This window comes from Paenibacillus sp. FSL R5-0766 (assembly GCF_037971845.1).
Lineage (GTDB): Bacteria > Bacillota > Bacilli > Paenibacillales > Paenibacillaceae > Paenibacillus.
The window spans coordinates 6,153,939-6,178,539 of record NZ_CP150227.1 but is presented as its reverse complement, the minus strand read 5'-3'; the positions used below and the strand labels follow the sequence as shown (position 1 = coordinate 6,178,539).

27 protein-coding genes, 1 rRNA gene and 1 other annotated feature are annotated in these 24,601 nt (G+C 46.6%); of the genes, 27 read left to right on the top strand and 1 reads right to left on the bottom strand.

Annotated features, from left to right (window positions below):
* Nucleotides 1-34: 34 nt before the first annotated feature.
* From rrf to pssA, 9 genes are all read left to right on the top strand, one after another.
* Nucleotides 35-151 (top strand): 5S ribosomal RNA (rrf, locus tag MKY66_RS26835).
* 178 nt (nucleotides 152-329) lie between these two features.
* Entirely contained in the window at nucleotides 330-1,505 is a 1,176-nt protein-coding gene (locus MKY66_RS26830; RefSeq protein WP_076216848.1) for a GNAT family N-acetyltransferase, read from the top strand.
* Nucleotides 1,506-1,967: 462 nt separating this feature from the next.
* Nucleotides 1,968-2,429 (top strand): CtsR family transcriptional regulator, encoded by a 462-nt coding sequence (locus tag MKY66_RS26825; protein WP_036607135.1) that lies wholly within the window; start codon nucleotides 1,968-1,970, stop codon nucleotides 2,427-2,429.
* 31 nt (nucleotides 2,430-2,460) lie between these two features.
* Complete coding sequence (locus MKY66_RS26820; protein WP_036607138.1) at nucleotides 2,461-2,985, top strand: UvrB/UvrC motif-containing protein; 525 nt, start codon at nucleotides 2,461-2,463, stop codon at nucleotides 2,983-2,985.
* A gap of 28 nt (nucleotides 2,986-3,013) precedes the next feature.
* The gene (locus tag MKY66_RS26815; protein WP_036607140.1) at nucleotides 3,014-4,084 is read left to right on the top strand and encodes a protein arginine kinase; all 1,071 of its coding nucleotides are present in this window, start codon (nucleotides 3,014-3,016) and stop codon (nucleotides 4,082-4,084) included.
* A gap of 185 nt (nucleotides 4,085-4,269) precedes the next feature.
* The gene (locus MKY66_RS26810) at nucleotides 4,270-6,732 is read left to right on the top strand and encodes an ATP-dependent Clp protease ATP-binding subunit (RefSeq protein ID WP_036607223.1); all 2,463 of its coding nucleotides are present in this window, start codon (nucleotides 4,270-4,272) and stop codon (nucleotides 6,730-6,732) included.
* 272 nt (nucleotides 6,733-7,004) lie between these two features.
* Entirely contained in the window at nucleotides 7,005-8,372 is a 1,368-nt protein-coding gene (gene radA, locus MKY66_RS26805; protein WP_036671578.1) for a DNA repair protein RadA, read from the top strand.
* A gap of 13 nt (nucleotides 8,373-8,385) precedes the next feature.
* Complete coding sequence (disA, locus tag MKY66_RS26800; RefSeq protein ID WP_047841130.1) at nucleotides 8,386-9,462, top strand: DNA integrity scanning diadenylate cyclase DisA; 1,077 nt, start codon at nucleotides 8,386-8,388, stop codon at nucleotides 9,460-9,462.
* Between the two features lie 45 nt (nucleotides 9,463-9,507).
* On the top strand, nucleotides 9,508-10,239 hold the full coding sequence (pssA, locus tag MKY66_RS26795) for a CDP-diacylglycerol--serine O-phosphatidyltransferase (RefSeq protein WP_017692048.1): 732 nt from the start codon (nucleotides 9,508-9,510) through the stop codon (nucleotides 10,237-10,239).
* 126 nt (nucleotides 10,240-10,365) lie between these two features.
* Here the strand turns inward: pssA and MKY66_RS26790 are convergent, their stop codons facing one another.
* Nucleotides 10,366-10,761 (bottom strand): hypothetical protein, encoded by a 396-nt coding sequence (locus MKY66_RS26790; protein WP_017692049.1) that lies wholly within the window; start codon nucleotides 10,759-10,761, stop codon nucleotides 10,366-10,368.
* A gap of 174 nt (nucleotides 10,762-10,935) precedes the next feature.
* On the opposite strand from MKY66_RS26790, the gene MKY66_RS26785 reads away from it, so the two are divergent.
* From MKY66_RS26785 to MKY66_RS26700, 18 genes are all read left to right on the top strand, one after another.
* A complete protein-coding gene (locus MKY66_RS26785) occupies nucleotides 10,936-12,021 on the top strand; it encodes a PIN/TRAM domain-containing protein (protein WP_047841132.1) in 1,086 nt (361 codons plus the stop codon).
* An 82-nt stretch (nucleotides 12,022-12,103) separates the two neighbouring features.
* Nucleotides 12,104-12,799 carry a 2-C-methyl-D-erythritol 4-phosphate cytidylyltransferase gene (gene ispD, locus MKY66_RS26780; protein WP_076216849.1) on the top strand — a complete coding sequence of 232 codons (696 nt, stop codon included), beginning with the start codon at nucleotides 12,104-12,106 and terminating at the stop codon, nucleotides 12,797-12,799.
* Nucleotides 12,796-13,272, top strand: coding sequence for a 2-C-methyl-D-erythritol 2,4-cyclodiphosphate synthase (ispF, locus tag MKY66_RS26775; RefSeq protein ID WP_076216850.1), 477 nt, complete (start codon nucleotides 12,796-12,798; stop codon nucleotides 13,270-13,272). Before ispD ends, ispF begins: the two co-directional genes overlap by 4 nt.
* Before the next feature lie 33 nt (nucleotides 13,273-13,305).
* The gene (gene gltX / locus MKY66_RS26770; RefSeq protein ID WP_076216851.1) at nucleotides 13,306-14,763 is read left to right on the top strand and encodes a glutamate--tRNA ligase; all 1,458 of its coding nucleotides are present in this window, start codon (nucleotides 13,306-13,308) and stop codon (nucleotides 14,761-14,763) included.
* Between the two features lie 539 nt (nucleotides 14,764-15,302).
* On the top strand, nucleotides 15,303-15,962 hold the full coding sequence (cysE, locus tag MKY66_RS26765) for a serine O-acetyltransferase (protein WP_076216852.1): 660 nt from the start codon (nucleotides 15,303-15,305) through the stop codon (nucleotides 15,960-15,962).
* A gap of 42 nt (nucleotides 15,963-16,004) precedes the next feature.
* Nucleotides 16,005-17,405, top strand: a complete 1,401-nt coding sequence (gene cysS / locus MKY66_RS26760) for a cysteine--tRNA ligase (protein ID WP_076216853.1) — start codon at nucleotides 16,005-16,007, stop codon at nucleotides 17,403-17,405.
* A complete protein-coding gene (locus MKY66_RS26755) occupies nucleotides 17,402-17,881 on the top strand; it encodes a ribonuclease III domain-containing protein (protein WP_076216854.1) in 480 nt (159 codons plus the stop codon). The genes cysS and MKY66_RS26755 overlap by 4 nt, the downstream gene beginning before the upstream one ends.
* A gap of 43 nt (nucleotides 17,882-17,924) precedes the next feature.
* Complete coding sequence (gene rlmB, locus MKY66_RS26750) at nucleotides 17,925-18,671, top strand: 23S rRNA (guanosine(2251)-2'-O)-methyltransferase RlmB (protein WP_017692057.1); 747 nt, start codon at nucleotides 17,925-17,927, stop codon at nucleotides 18,669-18,671.
* Between the two features lie 5 nt (nucleotides 18,672-18,676).
* Nucleotides 18,677-19,198 carry an NYN domain-containing protein gene (locus MKY66_RS26745; RefSeq protein WP_036607162.1) on the top strand — a complete coding sequence of 174 codons (522 nt, stop codon included), beginning with the start codon at nucleotides 18,677-18,679 and terminating at the stop codon, nucleotides 19,196-19,198.
* A 171-nt stretch (nucleotides 19,199-19,369) separates the two neighbouring features.
* A complete protein-coding gene (gene sigH, locus MKY66_RS26740) occupies nucleotides 19,370-20,014 on the top strand; it encodes an RNA polymerase sporulation sigma factor SigH (RefSeq protein ID WP_017692059.1) in 645 nt (214 codons plus the stop codon).
* Between the two features lie 305 nt (nucleotides 20,015-20,319).
* Nucleotides 20,320-20,469, top strand: coding sequence for a 50S ribosomal protein L33 (gene rpmG / locus MKY66_RS26735; RefSeq protein WP_072735843.1), 150 nt, complete (start codon nucleotides 20,320-20,322; stop codon nucleotides 20,467-20,469).
* Nucleotides 20,470-20,486: 17 nt separating this feature from the next.
* Nucleotides 20,487-20,678, top strand: a complete 192-nt coding sequence (secE, locus tag MKY66_RS26730; protein ID WP_017692060.1) for a preprotein translocase subunit SecE — start codon at nucleotides 20,487-20,489, stop codon at nucleotides 20,676-20,678.
* A 21-nt stretch (nucleotides 20,679-20,699) separates the two neighbouring features.
* On the top strand, nucleotides 20,700-21,233 hold the full coding sequence (nusG, locus tag MKY66_RS26725) for a transcription termination/antitermination protein NusG (protein WP_024633599.1): 534 nt from the start codon (nucleotides 20,700-20,702) through the stop codon (nucleotides 21,231-21,233).
* Between the two features lie 68 nt (nucleotides 21,234-21,301).
* The gene (gene rplK / locus MKY66_RS26720; RefSeq protein ID WP_017692062.1) at nucleotides 21,302-21,727 is read left to right on the top strand and encodes a 50S ribosomal protein L11; all 426 of its coding nucleotides are present in this window, start codon (nucleotides 21,302-21,304) and stop codon (nucleotides 21,725-21,727) included.
* Between the two features lie 94 nt (nucleotides 21,728-21,821).
* Nucleotides 21,822-22,514 (top strand): 50S ribosomal protein L1, encoded by a 693-nt coding sequence (gene rplA, locus MKY66_RS26715; protein ID WP_017692063.1) that lies wholly within the window; start codon nucleotides 21,822-21,824, stop codon nucleotides 22,512-22,514.
* Nucleotides 22,515-22,582: 68 nt separating this feature from the next.
* Nucleotides 22,583-22,730: a sequence feature (ribosomal protein L10 leader region), on the top strand.
* A 23-nt stretch (nucleotides 22,731-22,753) separates the two neighbouring features.
* On the top strand, nucleotides 22,754-23,257 hold the full coding sequence (rplJ, locus tag MKY66_RS26710) for a 50S ribosomal protein L10 (protein ID WP_047841127.1): 504 nt from the start codon (nucleotides 22,754-22,756) through the stop codon (nucleotides 23,255-23,257).
* A gap of 72 nt (nucleotides 23,258-23,329) precedes the next feature.
* Nucleotides 23,330-23,689 (top strand): 50S ribosomal protein L7/L12, encoded by a 360-nt coding sequence (rplL, locus tag MKY66_RS26705; protein WP_017692065.1) that lies wholly within the window; start codon nucleotides 23,330-23,332, stop codon nucleotides 23,687-23,689.
* A gap of 96 nt (nucleotides 23,690-23,785) precedes the next feature.
* On the top strand, nucleotides 23,786-24,388 hold the full coding sequence (locus tag MKY66_RS26700; RefSeq protein ID WP_076216855.1) for a class I SAM-dependent methyltransferase: 603 nt from the start codon (nucleotides 23,786-23,788) through the stop codon (nucleotides 24,386-24,388).
* Nucleotides 24,389-24,601: the final 213 nt, after the last annotated feature.

Below are 24,601 nucleotides of genomic sequence, written 5' to 3'. Positions count from 1 at the left end.
CTGATTTTAAGAAGCTATGCTTCGACAAATCGCGTTTGGTGGCGATGGCGGAGGGGTTCCACACGTACCCATCCCGAACACGACCGTTAAGCCCTCTAGCGCCGATGGTACTTGGACCGCAGGGTCCTGGGAGAGTAGGACGCCGCCAAGCGAAGAACCACTGCCGATGTTATTCGGTGGTGGTTTTTATTTGTTTATTTTAGGGGATGCGGAAGCATCTCTTATTTGACTTTGTAAGAATCCTCTGACACACTCTAAGGGGTACATATATCAGATATCAGGCCATGATTTGGATTGATATAACTCTAGCGAATGGGGTGTAGGACAACATGGAAATTCAGAAATTGACGGTAGATGATTTTGAACCGGCGATGGCACTCTCCGAATATGCTTTTCAAGTAGTAATGAGTGAAGAACAGAAAGAAAAACGGCGGAGTCAATTTTCGTCACAGGATATATGGGGTGTATATGAGGACGGGCAGCTAGGAGCCAAACTTCACATCATTCCTTTTCAAACCTATATTCATGGCAGATCGTTCGAGATGGGCGGTATTGCGGGTGTTGCCACCTGGCCAGAGTATAGACGCAAAGGCTGGGTAGCGGGTCTGCTGAAGCATGCGTTGGAAGAAATGAATCGTAACAAACAGAGCATATCATTCTTGCATCCATTCTCTTTTGGTTTCTATCGGAAGTATGGATGGGAGACGTATGTTGAATTTAAACGTTATAAAGTACCTACAGCTCATTTGCCTCTGAAAAAAGCGACACCTGGAACAATTCGGCGTGGGGATCCGGGCCTCAGCATATTAAAGGTAGTATACAGTGCGTATGCTGAGCGTTATAACGGAACTCTGGTTCGGGATGATGCAAGGTGGGAGAATTCAGTTCTTGTTAACGGGACTAGCCAGAAGGCTGTATATTACGATGAAGCTGATGCAGCACAAGGTTATCTTTTATATGAGGTTAAGGAAAATAAGTTTACCATTAAAGAGATCATCTATCTGAATGAAGAGGCTAGGCAAGGGCTGTGGACCTTCATTGCCAACCATGATTCAATGATTCAGGAAGTTACGTTGCAGGCGCCTGCCAGTGATACGCTTGCCTTCCAATTGGATAACCCACGGATTCAGCAGGAGATTGTACCTTATTTTATGGCGCGTATCGTTAGTGTAGAGCAGTTTATATCCCAGTATCCCTTTGCAAGCCAGGACTCACCGGTGCAGATTGTACTTCAGGTAGAAGATGCCCACGCTCCATGGAATGAAGGGGCATGGCAATTAAACGTGGCAATGAACGGAACGGCGTCCATATGGAAAACATCGGAGCCAATTACTGATGATCAGACCATTAAGGTGGATATTCAATCCCTTACCGCGGTGCTGATGGGATATCGCAGACCAACGGAAATGGCACGAATCGGAAGAATTCACGGACCGAACAGAGCAATCAAGGCTTTGGAACAAGCGATTCCTGAACGGGAAACCTATTTGCTCGATTTCTTCTGATGACTATTCTCACTGCTCCACTTAACTTGATTAGCTTATATAGAAATACGGCGTGATTGAAAGACAAATGGACTTCTCCAGCAATTTTGGGGAGGTTTTTTTGTGTCCGGGGAATATTTCGTGTAAAATCGTAAAAAATGAATAGTGACCCCACTTGGCAAAACCACAAAATATGCTATAATGGTTATAAAGTCAAAGAAAGTCAAAGTCAACTAAAGGTTTAATACTTAAGTAGCTTTCCTTTCTACAATCTGATGCATGATCGCCAATATACGGGATTCATTTCGTCGGAGGATCAAGGGAATATTAAAGGACCTTCGTGCTTCCTTCGCTCTCCTGTTAACACCTGTGGAAGCAAGATTCGCTGTTTCCCTAATTGGTTAAATGGGTAGAGAAGGTGTACTCTGTGGGGGCGTGTGGGTCCTTATTGACTTAACGTTTCAGACAGTGGAGGATGATTGGATGCGTAATATCTCTGATATTATCGAACGATATCTGAAGAGTATTTTGCATGAAAGTCCCGAAGGAATGGTTGAAATTCAGCGTAATGATCTGGCAGATCAATTCTCATGTGTACCTTCCCAGATCAATTATGTCATCAGCACACGTTTTACACTCGAGAAGGGATACCTGGTAGAGAGTAAACGCGGCGGTGGTGGTTATGTTCGCATACAGCGCATTGAATTACCGGCCCAATCAGCTCTGCATAATCATTTGCACCATAGTATTGGTGAAGAGATCGGGCAGACAGCTGCCGAAGGTCTGATCTATCAATTGGAAGAAGCGCGCTTCTTGAGCAAGCGGGAAGCCGGGTTGATGCGAGCTGCTGTATCTAGAGAGGTTATATTGGTCAAACTTCCTTACCGGGATCAAATTCGTGCCAGAATGTTGAAGGCGATGTTAATATCTTTGCTCGGTAAATGAAAACTATCGGGGTCAAAGGAGGTACATCAATATGCTGTGCCAAGAATGCAATAAACGTCCGGCGACACTTCATTTTACGAAGATCGTAAATGGAGAGAAGACGGAATTTCATATTTGTGAGTCATGTGCCCGTGAAAAAGGGGAAATGATCCCTGGAACAGCAGGTGGGTTTTCCATTCACAACTTGTTGTCCGGATTGCTTGATTTTGATCCAGCCGGCAAAAGTGGATCGGCAGGAACACCACCTGCAAAAGCTCTTCAATGTGAAGAGTGTGGTATGACGTACGCACAATTTAGTAAGATAGGCCGATTCGGCTGCAGTTCATGTTATAAATATTTTGACAGTCGTCTAGATCCTTTGTTCAAGCGGGTTCATGGTAATACGTCCCATGTAGGCAAAGTGCCTGCACGAGCTGGTGGTCGCATCAAGGTGAAACGGCAAATTGCTGATCTGAAGCGTGAGCTCCAAGAGAGCATCGCACAAGAGGAATTTGAAGAGGCGGCCCAGATCCGTGACCAGATCAGAGGACTTGAAAAAGGAATAGCTCAGGAGTAAAGTTTGTCATGAGTAGGAGGGATGCGTAATGCCTAATCTGCGCTTTACAGAGAAGGCGCTCAGCGACTGGATGCGCAGTGATGCGGCTGATTCCGAAATTGTCATTAGCAGCCGTGTCCGGATTGCACGCAACCTTCAGCATGTTCCGTTTCCGATGCTGGCTTCCAATGAGCAATCGGAAGAGGTGCTGAATAAGCTGAGCGAAGTACTTCAATACGATGACGTTCATGCCTTTGGGGATTTTCATACGTTGGATCTGATCGATATTGACGAACTCGACAAACGGGTGCTGGTGGAGAAACATCTCATCAGTCCAAGTCTTGCGAATGAATCCAGGAATGGTGCGGTTATTCTCAGTGAGGATGAGTCTGTCAGTATTATGATTAATGAAGAGGATCATCTTCGTATCCAGTGCCTCTATCCGGGGTTTCAGGTGAAAGAAGCCTGGGAGAAAGCTTCCGCAATAGATGATGCTTTTGAAGCGCATGTGGATTATGCTTTTGATGATCGCAGAGGATACTTAACCAGCTGCCCTACCAATGTAGGTACAGGTGTCAGAGCATCGGTCATGATGCACTTGCCTGCACTGGTGATGACACAACAGATTGGCCGTATTCTAACCGCAGTTTCCCAGGTGGGATTGACGGTAAGAGGGATATACGGTGAAGGTAGCGAGGCGATGGGTAACCTGTTCCAGATCTCGAACCAGATTACTTTGGGACAGACCGAACAGGAAGTCATCGAGAACCTGCATGGTGTTGTGTTACAGATGATTGGTCATGAACGTACGGCGAGAGAACGGTTAATTACCGACTCCAGACTTCGGATTACGGATCGGGTCATGCGTTCTTATGGCATATTGTCTCATGCAGCTATTGTTGATTCCAAGGAAGCTGCACAGCGCTTATCGGATGTACGCCTTGGCGTGGATCTCGGATTGTTGGATGGACTGTCCATCACGGTAATGAATGAATTGAATGTGATGACACAGCCGGGATTTTTGCAGAAAACATTTGGGGAAGATATGCGCACAGATGAGCGTGACATCTACCGTGCTCAGTTGATTCGTGATACGATCAATGCAGCGAAGCAGTCCTAGTTTAGCCTGATATAGTATTGAATTATGGTTTCATGCCGCATTGCGGCTTTTATATAATAAGGCATGTACAAATGCCGCATGACTTTATTCGCAGCACGGCTGCAAACAAGAATGATATGAAGAATACGACGGTTATTTTATTACATGACCCTCGTTTTATCCAAAACCATGGAGGTGCAGGAGATATGATGTTTGGAAGATTTACGGAACGGGCCCAAAAGGTGCTCGCACTCGCACAGGAAGAAGCTGTCCGTCTCGGTCATAATAACATCGGTACTGAGCATATTTTGCTCGGCCTCATTCGTGAAGGCGAAGGCATCGCAGCCAAAGCACTGATCGGCCTGGGACTCGGATTGGAAAAAATTCAGGATGAAGTAGAAACGCTGATTGGCCGTGGCCAAGAGCAACCTACCAACATTGCATATACGCCACGTGCGAAAAAAGTAATTGAACTGTCTATGGATGAAGCTCGTAAATTGGGCCACACCTATGTAGGAACTGAGCATATCCTGCTCGGATTGATTCGTGAAGGCGAGGGTGTTGCAGCACGTGTGCTCAATAACCTGGGTATTAGCCTGAACAAAGCACGGCAACAAGTGCTGCAGTTGCTTGGCAGCAGTGAAGCTGTATCCAGCCATAATGGAACACCTGCCAATGTAAGCACACCAACGCTGGACAGTCTGGCACGTGACCTCACGGCTTATGCGAGAGAGAACAACCTGGACCCAGTCATTGGACGTAGTAAAGAAATTGAACGTGTCATTCAGGTGCTCAGCCGTCGTACGAAGAACAACCCGGTATTGATCGGTGAGCCAGGTGTAGGTAAAACAGCGATTGCTGAAGGCCTTGCACAAAAAATCATTGCAAATGAGATTCCGGAAACATTGCGCGACAAACGGGTAATGACCCTGGATATGGGTTCAGTAGTCGCTGGAACCAAATATCGTGGTGAGTTCGAAGATCGTCTGAAAAAAATCATGGATGAGATTCGCCAAGCAGGTAACATTGTCCTGTTTATCGACGAATTGCATACCTTAATTGGCGCAGGCGGAGCTGAAGGTGCCATCGATGCTTCTAACATTTTGAAACCGGCTCTGGCCCGTGGAGAATTGCAATGTATCGGTGCGACAACACTGGATGAATATCGTAAATACATCGAGAAGGATGCAGCGCTTGAGCGTCGTTTCCAACCGATTACTGTAGATCAGCCTTCTCCGGAAGAAGCGATTCAAATCTTGCACGGCTTGCGTGACCGTTATGAGGCGCATCACCGCGTGAAAATTACGGACGAAGCAATTGTGCAGGCGGTTAAACTGTCTGACCGTTACATTACAGACCGTTTCCTGCCAGATAAAGCGATTGACCTGATTGATGAAGCGGGTTCCAAAGTAAGATTGAACTCTTACACGATCCCACCAAACCTGAAACAACTGGAAAGCCGTCTGGAAGATATCCGTAAGGAAAAAGACGCTGCAGTTCAAAGTCAGGAGTTCGAAAAAGCAGCAGCTCTGCGTGATACGGAACAAAAAATCCGTGAAGAGCTGGATGTAACGAAGAACCAGTGGAAAGAGAAACAAGGCCGCACCGATTCCGAGGTTACTCCTGAGGATATCGCACAAGTGGTAGCCAGCTGGACAGGAATCCCTGTGAACCAACTGAAAGAAGAAGAGACACAGCGTCTGATGAATCTGGAGTCTATTCTACATGAACGTGTCATCGGTCAGGATGAGGCAGTGAAGTCTGTCAGCCGTGCGGTTCGTCGTGCTCGTGCAGGACTTAAAGATCCAAAACGTCCGATGGGTTCATTCATTTTCCTCGGCCCTACAGGGGTAGGTAAAACAGAACTTGCTCGTGCTCTGGCTGAAGCGATGTTCGGCGATGAAAATGCAGTAATCCGGATTGATATGTCCGAGTATGGTGAGAAACACTCGACTTCCCGACTTGTCGGAGCGCCTCCAGGATATGTTGGGTACGAAGAAGGTGGCCAGCTGACAGAGAAAGTTCGTCGCAAACCATATTCCGTAGTCCTGCTCGATGAAATCGAGAAAGCACATCCAGAAGTATTCAATATCTTGTTACAAGTGCTTGAGGATGGTCGACTGACGGATTCTAAAGGTCGCGTCGTTGACTTCCGTAATACGCTGATCATTCTAACATCCAACGTGGGTGCCGAAGCGATCAAACGTAACTCTACACTGGGCTTCACTGCAGTTGTAGATGCAGGAGCAGATTATGACAACATGAAGGGGAAAGTAATGGATGAGCTGAAGAAAAGCTTCCGTCCAGAGTTCCTTAACCGGATTGATGAAATTATCGTGTTCCATTCACTCGAAGAAAAACACATCGCTGAAATTGTTACGCTTATGAGTGAAGAACTTCGTAAACGACTGCTCGAACATGAGGTCGATTTCGAACTCACTGATAATGCCAAGTCTTTCCTTGCGAAGTCAGGCTTTGATCCAGCTTACGGTGCGCGTCCGCTTCGTCGGGCGATCCAGAAGCATATCGAGGACAAATTGTCCGAAGAGTTGCTCACAGGTAACGTAACCAAAGGGGATTCATTGCTCATCGACGAAGAGAACGGTGCACTCTCTGTTACGAAAAAAGACGTGGTCGTTCCGTCCAATGAGGAAATCGAAACTAAATAATATGTAGCAAGCTTTGAAGTTAAACTTCAGCTTGTATTGATCCATAATCCTTAATCAAATCCTTCTCGGCTTCGGCCGGGGGGGATTTTTTGCACTTTGGACAGAAGACGGACATGATTATGTCAGGAACATGTGTAAAGTTTGCGATAATCCTTTACGAAAAATCTCAAACAATGGTAAACTTTTAGTAACCCTGCACGTCAGGGAGTTTGGGTGAAATTCGTCGAATAATGCAAAATGCTGTTATAAAATTAAATTATAGGAGTGCTGAAGTGGCCAAAGTTAAAACCAAGTTTCAATGTACGGAATGCGGCTATGAAGCCCCCAAGTGGTACGGTAAGTGTCCGGGTTGTCAGTCATGGAATTCAATGGTGGAAGAAACAGAGACGGTGGTCAAAACACAAGGGAGAAATTCTCCTCTGTTTGACAGTAAAGATAAACCGCTTCCTATCATAGATATAGATAGCGGTCAGGAACCGCGTGTACAGACTGGAATCGGAGAGTTGAACCGGGTATTGGGTGGCGGAATTGTTCCGGGTTCACTCGTTCTGGTGGGCGGAGATCCGGGTATTGGTAAATCAACGTTGATGTTGCAGACGTCACATGCTTTGACGCATTCGGGTTTGCGTGTGTTATATGTTTCCGGTGAGGAATCAGTCAAGCAAACCAAATTGCGGGCAGACCGTCTCGGGGCACTCTCTGCCGAGTTGTATGTACTGTGTGAAACCAATATGGAACGTGTAGAGGAAGCGGTGGATCAGATCCAGCCGCATTTTCTTGTCATCGACTCCATTCAGACGGTATATCTTCCCGAAGTTACCAGTGCGCCGGGTAGTGTAGCACAGGTAAGGGAATGTACGTCAAGGTTCATGCGGATTGCCAAAGGCAGAGGCATTGCAACGGTTCTTGTGGGGCATGTTACCAAAGAAGGTGCCATTGCCGGTCCACGTATGTTAGAACATATGGTGGATTGCGTGCTTTATTTTGAAGGAGAACGGCATCATACGTATCGCCTGCTGCGTGCGGTGAAGAACCGTTTTGGTTCAACCAATGAGATTGGTATTTTTGAAATGGGCGAGGATGGACTTCGTGAGGTGGGCAATCCGTCCGAACTCTTTTTGTCGGAACGTCCACTGGGTGTAGCAGGTTCAACGGTAGTTGCCAGTATGGAGGGTACACGCCCTCTGCTCGTGGAATTGCAGGCGTTGATCTCAACCACCCATTTCCCTTCTCCCCGCCGTATGGCAACAGGGGTAGATCTGCATCGATTAAATCTGATCATTGCAGTGCTGGAGAAACGAATGGGGATGTTTTTACAGACCCAGGATGCGTATCTGAACGTGGCTGGTGGAGTACGGTTGGATGAGCCCGCTGTAGATTTGGCGGTTGCTGTCAGCATTGCATCCAGTTTGAGAGATGTACCGACCAAGCCAGACGACGTCATCTTTGGCGAGATTGGTCTGACAGGTGAAGTTCGAGCCGTATCACGGGCCGAACAACGAGTGAAGGAAGCCGCAAAGCTGGGCTTCAAGAGAGTCATTTTACCAGAAAAAAGCTTAAAGGGCTGGAAACATCCTCGCGGGATACAACTGATCGGTGTGAATACCGTGGCAGATGCACTAGCGGTTGCTTTAGATTAGGGGGCATAACAAGATGAAAGATATGAGCCAACTGGATAATATGAATGAGTTGTTAAGGCTGATCGCACCAGGTACACCTTTCCGCGAAGGTCTGGAAAATGTGCTGCGCGCCAAGACGGGCGCACTGCTTGTTGTAGGATACAGCCCTGAAGTAATGGAAGTGGTGGACGGGGGATTCTCGATTAACTGTGATTTCTCCCCAAACTACCTGTACGAACTCGCCAAGATGGATGGAGCCATTATTCTTAGCGAGGATTTGAAGCGTATTCTTTACGCCAATACCCAGTTAATCCCGGATTCATCTATCTCTTCATCAGAGACGGGGATTCGTCACCGGACGGCAGAGCGTGTAGCGAAGCAAACGGGTAAATTGGTCGTATCCATATCACAGCGCCGGAATATCATTACCTTGTATCAGGGAACACTTCGTTATTCCCTCAAGGAAATCGGGGTTATTTTGACCAAAGCGAATCAAGCGATTCAAACCCTGGAGAAATACAAAGCGGTATTAACACAGTCCCTTACGAATCTGAGTGCTTCGGAATTTGAGGAATTAGTAACGATTCCTGAAGTGGTTAATGTGATTCAACGTACCGAAATGGTGATGCGGATCAAAACGGAAATCAAACGGTACATTCATGAACTCGGGAATGAGGGACGACTCATTTCCATGCAAATGGAAGAACTTGTGGGTACAACGGAAGAAGAAGCTTGGTTGCTGTATAAAGACTATGCCCGCGACGACAGTGATGACAAAATCCGTGAAATTATCGTGGGACTGAAAAGGTTGTCGGACGATGAGTTGCTGGATGCACATCATATTGTCCGTCTGCTCGGCTATCCTTCATCAGCGGCTACTTCGGAGGATTCGGTTGCCCCTCGTGGATTCCGGGTATTAAATAAGATCCCCCGCCTGCCCAATGTCATTATCCATAATCTGGTGGATCAATTCGAACAATTGCCTCATGTTATTATGGCTACAATTGAAGAACTGGACGAAGTGGATGGTATTGGTGAAGTTCGTGCCCGGACCATTAAGGAAGGCCTCAAACGTTTGCAGGAGCAAATGTTTATCGACAGACAGATGTAAGGGTTTGCCTATATAAAGGCTTGAAATGGATGAGGTGAAATAACGATGCTAACCAGATTCATTCCGAATCTCTTTACCCTGGGTAATCTGTTTCTTGGAATGATGGCAATTTTGCTTGCGATTGATGGAAATTACAGTTTGGCTGCCATTATGGTCATTGTAGCGATGCTGCTGGATGGTCTGGATGGCCGAGTGGCACGTGCACTCAATGCTCAAAGTGAATTCGGCAAGGAACTTGATTCCTTGTCTGACATGGTTTCCTTTGGTGCAGCACCAGCCTTGATCATATTTATGGTGTCATTTCAAGATTCGATGCCGATCCTCGCCTGGATCGCAACAGCGGCTTTTCCGATCTGTGGAGCCATTCGTCTTGCACGGTTTAACGTTCGTCCGGGTATTCCCGGGTACTTCACAGGTCTGCCGATTCCCGCAGCCGGTGGGGTGCTGGCTACACTGTCCTTGTTCAACAAGGATATTGGCCCGGTTAGTATGATGATTGCTACGTTGCTGTTATCGTATCTGATGGTGAGTTCACTTAAATACCCCAATTTCAAAAAGGTCGGGTTGCCACGCAAGGCGATCTGGATTGCACCATGGGTTGTGTTATTTGCCATAGCCGTAGCCGTTATTTTCCCGGAGCAGTTATCCAAATTGATCTTTATTCCGTTGGTGTTATACGCCCTGTATGGAATGAAGCATAATGTGCGAACAGCGGCCTCACGTAGTCGGGCGAAAAAGCGCAAGGATGAGAAATCTTCCCGTCCTTCCGATCGTTAAGTCGCCTTGGGAACAGACACTATACAAAGAAAGCACGTACTCTCCTGAACTGGAGAATGCGTGCTTTTTGTTTATTCAGATCTATTTACGGTAAAAGAAACCCTTACGGACGACATACATATCTTCTTACGACAGATTAAACATCCCTAACGTTGAACACTTCTGTGATTCGTGATTTACGACCTCTTCCATGTTAATGTCCAGCAGATTGCAGAGAGCCGACATGTAGAACAGGTTCCGCCCTAGCTCAGAGCTGATGACCTCTCTGCAGTTCTCACACAACTCACCTTCCACATGCGTTTCCAGCAGGCCCTTGGTTTGAGCGATATCGCTCTCCGGGGCATATTTCTGCTTGGTGGCGTGCAGCTCGATGCAGCCGCATTCGGTAATGGCTTTGGACACGGCACGGTTAACAGACGCTCCGGCTTGTCCCGTTTTGGACAATACATCAATCAGGCTGCGATGACGCAACAACAGTTCAGAAACTTGATCCTGGAAAGCCTGTAAACTTAGCGTACTCATTTTTGCCACTCACCTCGGGATATGAATTGAATTCATTATATGCCAATAATTTACCTACTTTCAACTGACGATTGCAACATTTCCAAAAAGTTATTCCAGATGGGATTAGCAATTCAGGAATTGGATCATACTGGATATAAAGATCAAGATACATTGAAGGAGGTGCAGGGACTAATGTGGAAAAAAGGCATTTTAACTTTTACAGGATTGTGCGGTGCATGGTTCGGCTACACGGCATATCATCTGGCAGGAAAATCGGTCCCATGGATGGCGGAGTGGATTCAGTCAGCAGGATTACTGGGAGCTGGTATATCGACGCTGCTGGGAGCTGTAATGTTTATGGCTGTATGTAATATTGGTGGAACATTGATGGCAGACAGGCTGCATAGTGGAATTGATTCATTGGCAAAAGTACCTATGAACGAATTGGCTGCAGGTGCTGCAGGTACCGTTGCGGGATTGCTCGTGGCCTTGTTACTTTACCCTGTTGTGGGATGGATGGGGACGGCAGGAGAAGTGCTGCAAGTGGCGCTGACGGTGATTAGTGCTTATTCCGGTTATACCCTTGCCATGGCGAAGAAAGACGATCTGGGGGCCTTCTGGATGTCTGGACGATGGGGTCATCCCGAGGTGGACGAGGACAGACGGATGGAAGAACATAAAATTCTGGATACCAGTGTTATTATCGATGGGCGTATCGCTGATATATGCAAAACCGGATTTATTGAAGGCACAATCGTAATTCCGGAATTTGTTCTGGAGGAGTTACAGCATATTGCTGATTCATCGGATCTACTCAAGCGGAACAGAGGACGGCGTGGACTGGACATTTTGAACAAAATCCAGAAGGAACTTGATGTAAAAGTCCTGATCTACGAGGGGGATTTCGAGGAAATCTCCGAGGTGGACAGCAAACTGGTTAAACTGGCTAAAGTGCTTCAGGGCAAAGTGGTCACCAATGACTTTAACCTGAACAAAGTGTGCGAACTCCAGGGTGTATCTGTGTTGAACATTAATGATCTCGCCAATGCGGTTAAGCCGGTTGTTCTGCCAGGTGAGGAGATCATGGTGCAGATCATCAAGGATGGCAAGGAGCATGGTCAAGGTGTAGCTTATCTGGATGATGGCACAATGATCGTTGTGGAAGGCGGACGCGAGTATATCGGCATGATGATGGAAGTGCTGGTGACCAGTGTGCTGCAGACTTCAGCGGGACGAATGATTTTTGCCAAGCCTAAACTGTTGGAAAAAGCCCAATAAAGCGGTATGATGGGTAGTGTATCGTTGAATGATATTGTATATCTTTGGACGATAAACTGACAGACAAGGCAGGGATTGCGGCATGGATAAAGGGTGGGGCGTTGTCATTGTGGCAGCAGGTCGCGGAACCCGGATGGGGAAGACCGAGAGCAAACAGTTTCTGTTGCTGCAGGACAAGCCCGTTTTCATACATACGCTTGAGGTATTTGCTGCGCTGGACGAGATCCGCGAGATGGTGCTGGTCACAGGAGCCGCAGATGTTGAACGCTGCCAGGATTGGGTAAAAGAATACCAACTGGATTCACGTGTCCGTGTTATCCCCGGAGGGAAAGAGAGACAACATTCTGTCCATAAAGGCCTTGAGGCACTTGGGACGGATTGGGTTCTCGTTCACGACGGGGTACGTCCTTTTGTGAACCATGAGCAGATCAAGGGATGCATGGCGGCTGCCATGTCCGGTGGTGGAGCAGCTGTACTGGCGGTTCCCGTGAAGGATACGATCAAACAAGTGAATGCGGAAGGAGTCGTTAAGGCGACGCCAGACCGCAGCAGTCTGTGGAGCATTCAAACCCCGCAGGCTTTTCGTCTTTCTTCCCTGCTCTCCGCCTACGAATCAGCCGAGCAGGACGGATTTCTGGGGACAGATGATGCCATGCTGGCTGAACGTCAGGGAATGTCGGTCAAGGTTGTGGAAGGCAATTATACCAATATCAAATTAACAACGCCGGAAGATTTGCAATATGCTGCGTTTTTGCTGGGGGGAGAGAAGAAGCGATGATACGTGTAGGACAGGGATTTGATGTACATCAGCTGGTAGAGGGACGCCCGTGTATTATTGGCGGAGTAACGATTCCTTATGAAAAAGGACTGCTGGGTCACTCGGACGCAGACGTGCTGTTGCACGCGATTAGTGATGCCATTTTGGGTGCGCTGGCACTTGGGGATATTGGCAAACACTTCCCGGATACCGATCCGGAATTCAAGGATGCCGACAGTCTGAAATTGCTGGAGCATGTATGGCAGCTTGTGAAGGATCGCGGGTATAAGCTAGGGAATATCGATTCAACGATTATTGCCCAGAAGCCAAAGATGGCTCCTTATGTCCCACAGATGGCTGAGGTTATTGCCAAGGCACTGGAAGCGGATGTAACACAGGTGAACGTGAAAGCAACAACGACAGAGCAACTGGGATTCCCGGGACGGGGAGAGGGCATTGCCGCTCAATCCGTTGTTTGCCTTGTACGTGTGTAATATCATCAATCAATTAGTGACGGAGGGGATCATATGAGCACGGAAATTCGTGTGCGTTACGCGCCGAGCCCAACGGGACATCTTCATATCGGGAATGCCCGTACGGCGTTGTTTAACTATTTGTATGCCAAACATAATAACGGTAAATTCATTATTCGTATTGAAGATACGGACGTGAAACGGAACATTGCCGGTGGTGAAGAAAGCCAACTGAAATACCTGAAATGGCTCGGAATTGAGTGGGACGAAAGTATTGATGTAGGCGGAGAATACGGACCATACCGTCAAACGGAACGTCTGGACCTCTATCGTAAATATACGCAGGAATTGTTGGATAAAGGTCTGGCTTACCCTTGCTTCTGCACGGAAGAAGAATTGGAGCAAGAGCGCGAGGAACAGTCAGCACGTGGAGAAACACCGCGTTATTCTGGGAAACACCGTGATCTGACTCCAGAGCAAATTAGTGCGTTTGAAGCGGAAGGCCGCGTAGCGAGTATTCGTTTCCGTGTACCGGAAGAGCGCATATATACGTTTGATGACATGGTTAAAGGCACAATCTCGTTCAACAGCAAGGAATCCGGTGACTTCGTCATTGTGAAAAAAGACGGCATTCCCACATACAACTATGCTGTTGCTGTGGATGATCACTTGATGAAGATCTCCCACGTCCTGCGTGGGGAAGATCACATCTCAAACACGCCGCGTCAACTGATGATCTATGAAGCGCTTGGCTGGGAGCCACCGCAATTCGGTCATATGACGTTGATCGTGAATGAAAATCACAAGAAGCTGAGTAAACGGGATGAGTCCGTTATCCAGTTTATTGAGCAGTATGATCAGCTCGGCTATTTGCCTGAAGCGATGTTTAACTTTATTTCCTTACTCGGCTGGTCGCCGGAAGGGGAAGAAGAGATCTTCTCGCAAGAGCAACTGATCTCCATTTTTGATACGAAACGTCTGTCCAAGAGCCCGGCGGTATTTGATACCCACAAGCTGGCGCACTTGAACAACCACTATATCAAACATGCTGACCCGGAACGCATTGCCGAAATGGCCATTCCGCATCTGCAAAAGGCTGGACGCATTTCTTCCGAGCTGTCTGCTGAACAAAAAGAATGGGCTTATACACTGGTACACCTGTACCAAGAGCAGATGAATTCTGCCTCCGATATTGTCGAATTGTCGGAAGTATTCTTCCGTTCCAATCTGGAGCTGGAAAGTGAAGGAGAAGCAGTGCTTGCGGAGGAGCAGGTGCCAACTGTACTGAAGGCATTTGCGGATAAAGTACAGGCGAGCGAAGAGTTTACTCCAAGCAAAATGGCTGCATTGATCAAGGAAGTACAGAAAGAAACCGGCTTTAAGGGCAAACAGCTCTTTATGCCAATTCGTGTAGCCTTGACTGGACAGACGCATGGACGAGATCTGAACCAAACGATCGTGCTTCTGGGTCGTGATACGGTGATCGAACGTTTGCTTGCACAAGTAAAATAATCTTAGTCGAAGACATTCCGTTTATTTGGAATCTGAACACAGTCTTGTGATGGACGGATTACGTAGGAGGCTGTTGTCAGTCTGAGGCCTTTTCGCTATAATAACAACACAACGAATAATTGATATGATTTATCTAATAGAACAGCAAAGATCGGGAGGAGTAGACTGACCCGGACAGATTCAGAGAGGATGGTCCCGCAGCAAAGAGAGATTTCTTTGGTTGCGGTGGCTGTGAGCCATCCACTGTCCATCAGTCGAAATGCGCCCGTGAGCTGCACAGCCGAATCCAGCCCCGCCTTTGTCGATCATGACATGGGAAAACGTTAGGATAGGTTGTGACGATTGGTTTCCGTTACCAAACCGCTTGAGGGCTCATTCTATTTAAGAATGGACCGAGCAGAGTGGGACCGCGATAAACGCCTCTGCAGCTAAATGCTGCAGGGGCGTTTTTTTTGTTTAGGCGAGTGTGCAGTACACTACCAAGGAACGCGCCGTCCGGTAAGCCGGAGGACGGGAACCTGAACAAGAGGGGAACGAGCATGTTCAAGAAGATCAGAGCAGATATCCAGGCGGTGTTTGAAAACGATCCGGCGGCCCGAGGTTGGTTAGAGGTGGTATTCACCTACTCAGGGCTGCATGCGATATGGGCACACCGTATGGCTCATTTTTTATACAAGCGAAGATGGTTCTCGGTTGCCAGGTTCATTTCGCAGGTTAGCCGTTTTATGACAGGAATCGAGATACATCCTGGAGCTACGATCGGAAATCGATTGTTTATTGACCATGGAATGGGCGTCGTTATTGGAGAAACATGTGAGATTGGCGATGATGTCGTTATCTATCAGGGGGTTACCTTGGGCGGAACAGGGAAAGAAAAAGGGAAGAGACATCCAACCATTGGTAATAATGTGGTTATCTCATCCGGAGCGAAGGTGCTGGGTTCATTTAGCGTGGGGGATCAATGTAACATTGGTGCGAACTCCGTTGTGCTTAAGGAGGTCCCTTCCAATAGTACCGTGGTAGGTATACCGGGCAGAATTGTCAAACAGGATGGTCGACGGGTAGATCGCCTCAGTCAGCAATTGCCCGATCCGGTCGTTGACTCCCTGCGCAGTATGCAAAAAGAACTCGAACGATTGCAGAAAGAAGTACGTACACTGCAGAATGCCCGTGAAAATGAGACTGTGCGTGATACGTGATACAATAAATTAAGGCAGTATAGAATGAAAGGATAAGTGACCATGACGCTTCAGATTTATAATACGATGAGTCGTACCAAAGAGGAATTTGTTCCCCAAGAGCCAGGGAAAGTAAAAATGTATGTCTGCGGACCAACGGTGTATGACTACATTCATATTGGGAATGCACGCCCGGTTATCTTTTTCGACACAGTTCGCGGATACCTGGAACAGACAGGACATGATGTGAACTATGTGGTGAACTTCACGGATGTGGACGATAAGCTGATTCGCAAAGCAGAACAACTTGGAACAGACGTTCCTCATGTAGCTGAGAAATTTATTGCTGCCTACTATGAAGACCTTGAGGGATTGGGTATTCCCAAGGCGAGCAGCAATCCGAGAGTAACGGAAAACATGCCGCTGATCATTGATTTTATCCGTGAGCTGGTTGAAAAAGGATTTGCGTATGAAAATGGCGGTGACGTCTATTATCGTACAGGCAAATTCAGCGAATATGGCAAACTTTCGAAACAAAACCTGCAGGAGCTGCAATTTGGGATCCGTGTGGGTGTGGACGAGCGCAAAGAGCATCCCGAAGATTTTGTGCTCTGGAAGGCTGCCAAACCAGGTGAGATCTATTGGTCCAGTCCTTGGGGCGATGGTCGACCAGGATGGCATATTGAGTGCTCCGCCATGGCTAGGGAGTACCTTGGGGATACACTGGACATTCACGGGGGTGGGCAGGATTTGCAGTTCCCGCACCATGAGTGCGAATGCGCCCAATCCGAGGTATTAACAGGTAAACCACTTGCGAACTACTGGATGCATAATGGATTCATCCGGATTGATAACGAGAAGATGTCGAAATCACTCGGTAATGGTGTTCTGGTTAAAGACTTGCGGAATCAATATAAACGCGAAGCGATTCGTTATTTCATGTTGTCTACCCACTATCGCAACCCATTGAACTTCACAGATGATACGATGGAGCAGGCACAGAACAGTGTGGACCGGATTGCGAATGCGGTAGGTAACCTGAACCATCGTCTGAATGCAGTAACTGTTGATCAGGATATCACAGCAGAGTTTGCGGCAAGACTCGACCAAATTCGTCAGCAGTATCACGAGAAGATGCAGGATGATTTCAATACGCCTGATGCGATTACTGCTATGTTTGATTGGGCAGGGGAAGCCAACCAACTGTTGCAGCAAGAGGTAGTTAATGCGGCAGACATTCGTGCACTCCTCGAGTTGTTCAGTGAATTGAATGCTGTGCTGCGCATTTATACTGACGCAGAGCCAGAACTTCTGGACGAGGAAGTAGAACGTCTGATTGAAGAGCGTGTAGAAGCGCGCAAGTCCAAAAACTGGGCAAGAGCGGATGAAATTCGCGATGAATTGTCTGCACGCGGCATTCTGCTTGAAGATACGGCGCAGGGCATGAGATGGCGGCGCAAATGAGCGAAGGACATCCAAATACACCAAAACAACAGGAGCAGGCCACAGAGGGAGGATGGTTCCCGTATCCTCCTTCCAGACCTGCGAAGTTGATTCCACCTATTGCACTGGCCTATATTGGTGATGCGGTATACGAGGTAGCTGTTCGTCAATATCTGTTGTCGAAGGCCAACATGCGTCCCAATCATTTGCACCGTAGTGCAACCGGGTTGGTATCAGCGAAGGCACAGAGCCGCATACTTACAACGATAGAGGCTGAACTGACAGAGGAAGAACGGGATATCGTCCGGCAAGGGCGGAATGCCAAGTCGGGTAGTGTACCCAAAAATGCAGATGTGTTGGAGTACAGACATGCCACGGCTTTTGAATGTCTCATTGGTTACCTCTACAGCAGTGGTCATCATGATCGCATGATTGAACTGATCGGGCTTGGCATTGAGCACGCGGAACAACAATCGCCATCACCGACAAAAAAATAGAAATTTCAACAAAACAACGCATTACAGAGAGGATCGAACAACGATGGAAGAAGAATGGATCGCCGGTAAACACTCCGTGACGGAGGCGCTGCGTTCAGGCCGGACCATTAATAAAATATGGATTGCCGATACAGCACAGAAACATCTGACTCAACCTATTATCTCGGAAGCTAAAAAACTAGGTATTGTCATTCAACACGTGGACAAGCGTAAGCTGGATCAAACGGTACCAGGCATTCAGCATCAGGGGGTAGTTGCTCAAGCAGCACCTTACGCTTATGTGGAGGTAGAAGACATTCTTGCCGCAGCAAAAGCGAAGAATGAGCATCCTTTCCTGATTCTGCTGGATGAGATTGAAGATCCGCATAACCTGGGGTCCATTTTGCGGACAGCGGACTGCACGGGTGCGCATGGCGTCATTGTACCCAAACGTCGCTCGGCTGCGGTAACCGTGACAGTATCCAAAACATCAGCAGGCGCTGTGGAGTACGTGCCAGTGGCTCGTGTAAGTAATCTTGGACAGACAATTGATCGCCTCAAAGAGGAAGGTGTATGGGTTGTAGGGACAGATGTCACGGCTCATGAAGGTGTCTTTGGTAATGGAGTCTTTACTGGCCCTGTGGCTTTGGTAATCGGAAATGAGAACAAGGGAATGGGACGACTTATTCGTGAGAAATGCGATGTGCTGATCAAATTACCAATGCAAGGTCAGATTAATTCCCTGAATGCTTCCGTGGCAGCCGGGGTTGTCATGTATGAAGTGCTCCGTTCGCGTCAAGCGCAGGAATAGAAGGTATGGCTGATTCCCGTGATGTGCTTCTTGTAGACGGGTACAACATGATTGGTGACTGGCCGGAATTAACCAAACTGGCGGAAAGTGGGCTGGAAGAGGCGCGTAACAGGCTTCTCTTTCGTCTTGCAGATTACCAGGCATTCTCCGGCCGTCGAGTCATTGTTGTGTTTGACGCCTACCTCGTGCCTGGACTCGGTAAATCCTTTACTCAGAGCAAAGTGCAGATCTATTTTACAAAGGAAAAAGAGACGGCAGATGAATGCATTGAGAGACTCGTTCGGGAACTAAGCATGCGAAGACGCCAAATCTATGTGGCTACGAGCGATATGGTAGAGCAACATGTCATATTTGGACAGGGAGCGCTACGTGTATCTGCGAGGGAGTTGCTAATTGAAGTTGAGCAGAACGAAAAAGAATTAAAAAAACGACTGGAAGAAGATCAGGCGAAGACCACGCGTAATACACTCGGGGGCAAGTTGAGTCCGGATGTATTAAAAGAGTTCGAGCGATGGCGCCGGGAATAACAGCACGTTTTTACAAAATTTAGAATATTGAAACTCTTGACATTTATGTTATTGATGTTCTTTTTTAGGCAGAGCGTGGTTGACGGTGTGAGGTACCATCATATATACTGATCCTATATTTCATAGAGTAGAGTAACGGGGTACCTTGCGTTGCAGCCGGAGGGATTGTCTGTGAGTGTCGACCTCAAAGATATCATGTTATCTAAGTATGATTACCAAAGTGACGAAGACATTGTCGAAGCTTTCCGTGAAGGCGAAAGCGAAGCGTTAGAGTTTTTGATTAACAAATATCGTAACTTTGTACGCGCCAAGGCAAGATCTTATTTTCTGATTGGGGCAGACCGGGAAGATATTATTCAAGAAGGAATGATTGGCCTCTACAAATCCATTCGAGATTTCAAAGGGGACAAGCTGGCTTCGTTCAAGGCTTTTGCCGAACTGTGTATTACAAGACAGATCATCACGGCGATTAAGACAGCAACACGTCAGAAACATATTCCGCTTAATTCTTATGTATCTCTGGACAAGCCTATTTATGACGAAGAGTCTGATCGTACGTTACTCGATGTGATTTGTGGAACCCAGGTCAGTGATCCGGAAGAACTTATCATTAATCAGGAAGAGTTTGTGGGCCTGGAAGATAAAATGTCCGAGATTCTGAGTGATCTGGAACGTAAAGTATTGATGTTGTATCTGGACGGGAGATCTTATCAAGAGATTGCAGTAGATTTGGACAGACATGTGAAGTCCATTGATAATGCACTTCAGCGCGTCAAGCGCAAACTTGAAAAGTACCTGGAAGTTCGAGATAATTAAACACATGTTGTCGTTGACGGAAAAGGCTCGGTGTTTGAGTCTTTTTTTAGTGTCTCAAGTTTATAAAATCTAAGAATGTTTATACTAGTAATCGCTCGGTCCATGCAGGAGAAGAGAAAAAACAGAGATGAGAAACGAATGTACGTTGTACGGAAGTAATACCCAATGAATGAAAGGCTATTCTTTCGTTGACATGGTTATACCCTTGTGATAAAGTGTTTTAGGTAGGCCTAAATTTATGGCTTTTTTTCAGGATCAATTTAGAGACTCTGCTTGAATGTGGAAGTCTTCGGGAGGTGTACATCATGCGGGTAATTATTACTTTGGCTTGTACTAACTGCAAACAAAGAAATTACACTACGACAAAAAACAAGCGTAATCACCCCGACCGCATGGAGATGAAGAAATTTTGCAAGTTTTGTAACGAGCAGACTTCTCATCGCGAAACCAGATAGTTTTTGGAGGTGTCGGCGTGAAACGAAGTTTCAAATCTCTGATTTCCTTTTTCTCAGAAAGCTGGGCTGAACTTAAAAAAGTTCGCTGGCCTAATCGTAAAGAGCTGACCAACTACACATTGATCGTACTTGGTACTGTTGTGGTTATGACGCTGTTTTTTTGGGTCATTGACATTGGCATCTCCTTTGTGATCGAAGCGATTATTTAAGAAGGGTTCCGGTGGCTTGATATGGAAAAAAGATGGTACGTCGTTCATACCTATTCAGGGTATGAGAACAAGGTCAAAGCCAATTTGGAAAAACGCGTAGAGTCTATGGGCATGGAAGACAAGATATTCCGCGTTCTTGTTCCTATGGAAGAAGAAGTGGTAAACAAGGATGGTAAGAAAAAAACCGTTATGCGTAAAGTTTACCCCGGTTATGTCTTGGTGGAAATGGTACAGACGGATGATTCTTGGTATGTTGTTCGCAACACACCAGGTGTTACAGGATTTGTCGGTTCGACAGGTTCTGGGTCCAAACCAACTGCATTGTTGCCTGAAGAAGTGGAACAAATTCTGAAGCACATGGGAATGGTTGAACCTAAGCCGAAAATTGAGTTCGATATTAAGGAATCCGTACGTATTAAAGTCGGTCCTTTTGCGAATTTCGTAGGCTCCGTGGAAGAGATTTTGGTAGACAAAAGCAAGTTGAAAGTGCACGTGAACATGTTTGGACGGGAAACACCGCTTGAGTTGGAATACACACAAGTGGAGAAGATATAGTTTCTTCAAGTTTCTTGTGGGAGGGTTGAAAAACCCGTTAACCACTATTTTGCAAGGAGGTGTCAATCATGGCGAAAAAAGTTATTAAAATGGTAAAACTGCAGATTCCAGCAGGTAAAGCAAACCCAGCACCACCAGTAGGTCCAGCTTTGGGTCAAGCAGGTGTCAACATCATGGCATTCTGTAAAGAATTCAACGCTCGTACAGCTGATCAAGCGGGATTGATTATTCCAGTTGAAATTTCTGTATTCGAGGACCGTTCCTTTACTTTCATCACTAAAACTCCACCAGCAGCAGTTCTGTTGAAAGTGGCAGCTAAAGTTGAAAAAGGATCCGGCGAACCGAACAAGAAAAAAGTTGCTACTGTTAAACGTGATGCGGTACGTCAAATCGCAGAAACAAAAATGCCTGACCTGAATGCAGCAGACGTTGAGTCCGCTATGCGTATGGTCGAAGGTACTGCCCGCAGCATGGGTATCACCATCGAAGACTAATTTTCATAAGAAACATGGCTTCGTAAAACCGGTCGATTCGCGACCGGTTGATGTGGGAGGTATATCCGCTAACACCACAAAGGAGGAATAAAACATGGCTAAACACGGTAAAAAATACCTGGAAGCTGCTAAGCTGATTGACAGCGAAGCAACTTACGAGCCTTCAGAAGCTGTAGAGCTTGTGAAAAAGGCAGCTACTGCAAAATTCGATGAAACAATCGAAGCAGCAGTTCGTTTGGGTGTAGACCCTCGTAAGCAAGACCAGGCTGTACGTGGTGTTGTTGTCTTGCCACACGGCACAGGTAAAACACAACGCGTATTGGTATTTGCAAAAGGTGACAAAGCGAAAGAAGCGGAAGCGGCTGGCGCGGACTATGTTGGTGATGCAGACATGATCAACAAAATCCAACAAGGCTGGTTCGAATTCGACGTCTGCGTAGCGACACCAGATATGATGAGTGAAGTAGGTAAATTGGGCCGACTGCTCGGCGGTAAAGGTCTGATGCCTAACCCTAAAGCCGGAACGGTAACTTTCGATGTAACTAAGGCTGTTCAAGAAATTAAAGCCGGTAAAATCGAATATCGTCTGGATCGTGCAGGTCAAATTCATGCACCGATTGGTAAAGCTTCTTTCTCTTCTGAGCAACTTAATGAGAACTTCAAAGCTCTCATGGAAGCTCTGAATCGTGCTAAACCAGCGGCAGCAAAAGGTGTTTATCTGAAGAATGTTAGTCTTTCTTCCACGATGGGCCCTGGCGCACGCGTGAACGCAGCAGCTTTTAGATAATATCTCTTGACAGGCTTGTCCTGTTTTTGATAAGATATAAAAGTTGTGAGTCCGAGTGACTGACCGTTGACATTTGAATATGCTTGCCGTAGACAGTAGGTGCCATTTGGCTTAATTTCCTGCCGAGGTGTGATTATAGAACTTAGAACGATGCAAATCGATGATGAGTATATATCAAGCCTTCGTGATTCTACGGAGGCTTTTCTTAATGGGATAAATTTGATCAGGAGGTGTACAGATTGGCAAACGCAAAAGTGATTCAAGCAAAACAAGAATCCGTTGATGCAGTAACAGCAAAATTGCGGGAGAGCGTTACAACTGTTGTTGTTGACTATCGCGGATTGAACGTTGCCCAAGTAACTGAGTTGCGTAAGCAACTTCGTGAAGCAGGGATCGAATTCCAAGTGCTGAAAAACTCGTTGCTTCGCCGTGCAGCTGCAGCAGCAGAACTGACAGAACTCGAAAATGTTCTTACAGGTCCTACTGCAATTGCATTCAGCGTAGATGACGTTGTGGCTCCAGCTAAAATTCTGAACGACTTCGCGAAAAAGAACGATGCACTGGAATTGAAAGGTGCAGTCGTAGAAGGTCGCGTAATCGGAGTAGAAGAAGTTAAGGCATTGGCAGAACTGCCATCCCGCGATGGACTCCTCTCCATGCTCCTCAGCGTGCTTCAAGCGCCAGTGCGCAACTTCGCGCTTGCGGTTAAAGCAGTTGCAGAAAAAGAAGAACAAGGCGCGTAAGCAACTTGATCTGAATGCTGCTTAGGCGGCAAATGAATTAAAAAAAATAATATTATATATGGAGGTTCACTCATGAGTAAAGAGCAAATCTTGGAAGCAATCAAAGGCATGACTGTACTGGAATTGAACGATCTTGTTAAAGCAATCGAAGAAGAATTCGGCGTAACTGCTGCAGCTCCAGTAGCTGCTGCAGGTGCAGTAGCTTCTGCTGAAGCTGAGCAATCCGAGTTCGACGTAATCTTGACTAGCGCTGGTGCTTCCAAAATCAACGTTATCAAAGCAGTTCGCGAAATCACAGGTCTTGGCCTGAAAGAAGCAAAAGAACTGGTTGACAACGCTCCAAAAGCTTTGAAAGAAAAAGTTGCTAAAGAAGAAGCAGAAGCGGTTAAAGCTAAGCTTGAAGAAGCAGGCGCTTCAGTTGAAGTTAAATAATTTAGCTATTACAAGCTAGATGAACAAAACAACAAACCCCTTGACTTATATCAAGGGGTTTGTTGCTGTAATTGTAAATGGAAAGTGAGTGAGGGCATGTCCAATCATTATTATTCGGACAAACCGCAAGTGGCGCATGATCGCAGAGCAACTGAAGCGGTTCTTCGCGGATTCAGTCTGCGATTCGTGACGGATGCCGGTGTGTTTTCCAAAAACGGAATCGATTATGGCAGCAGAGTATTGATTGATGCGATAGAGTTGCCATTAGGGGCTCATGTTCTCGATGTGGGCTGTGGATACGGGCCAATGGGTCTTACAGCAGCCAAACTTGTACCGGATGGGCATGTCACCATGATCGATATCAACGAGAGAGCCGTTGAACTTTCCAGGGAAAATGCAAAAGCGAACGGAATTAACAATGTTACGGTATTGCAAAGTAATCTACTGTCTGAAGTAAAAAAGCAAGATTTTGACGTTATTCTAACCAACCCGCCTATACGGGCTGGGAAAGAGACGGTTCATACTATTTTCGAACAGGCACATCGCCATCTGAAGGTAGGCGGTTCGTTGTGGATTGTCATTCAGAAGAAACAAGGAGCACCGTCAGCGAAAGCGAAATTGGAATCTTTGTTTGGAAGAGTGGAAGAAGTGACGAAGGATAAAGGCTATCGGATTTTCAAAGCGGTGAAATCGGAATAGGTATCTACTAAAAGCTGAATCCGAGTTTGTAAAGTAAGCAGGGGATCATTTTTTTTGCAATAGGACTATTGACTTGAAATTCAGGTCGTGGTATAGTTGTAAAATGTCAGTATTAAGATGCCCTACTTGGCTTTAGCTAACTAAAAATGTCAACCTTTTTTTACGCCGAACGGGCTTATTATGCCTACGTTTGGCGTATAATATGTACATTTT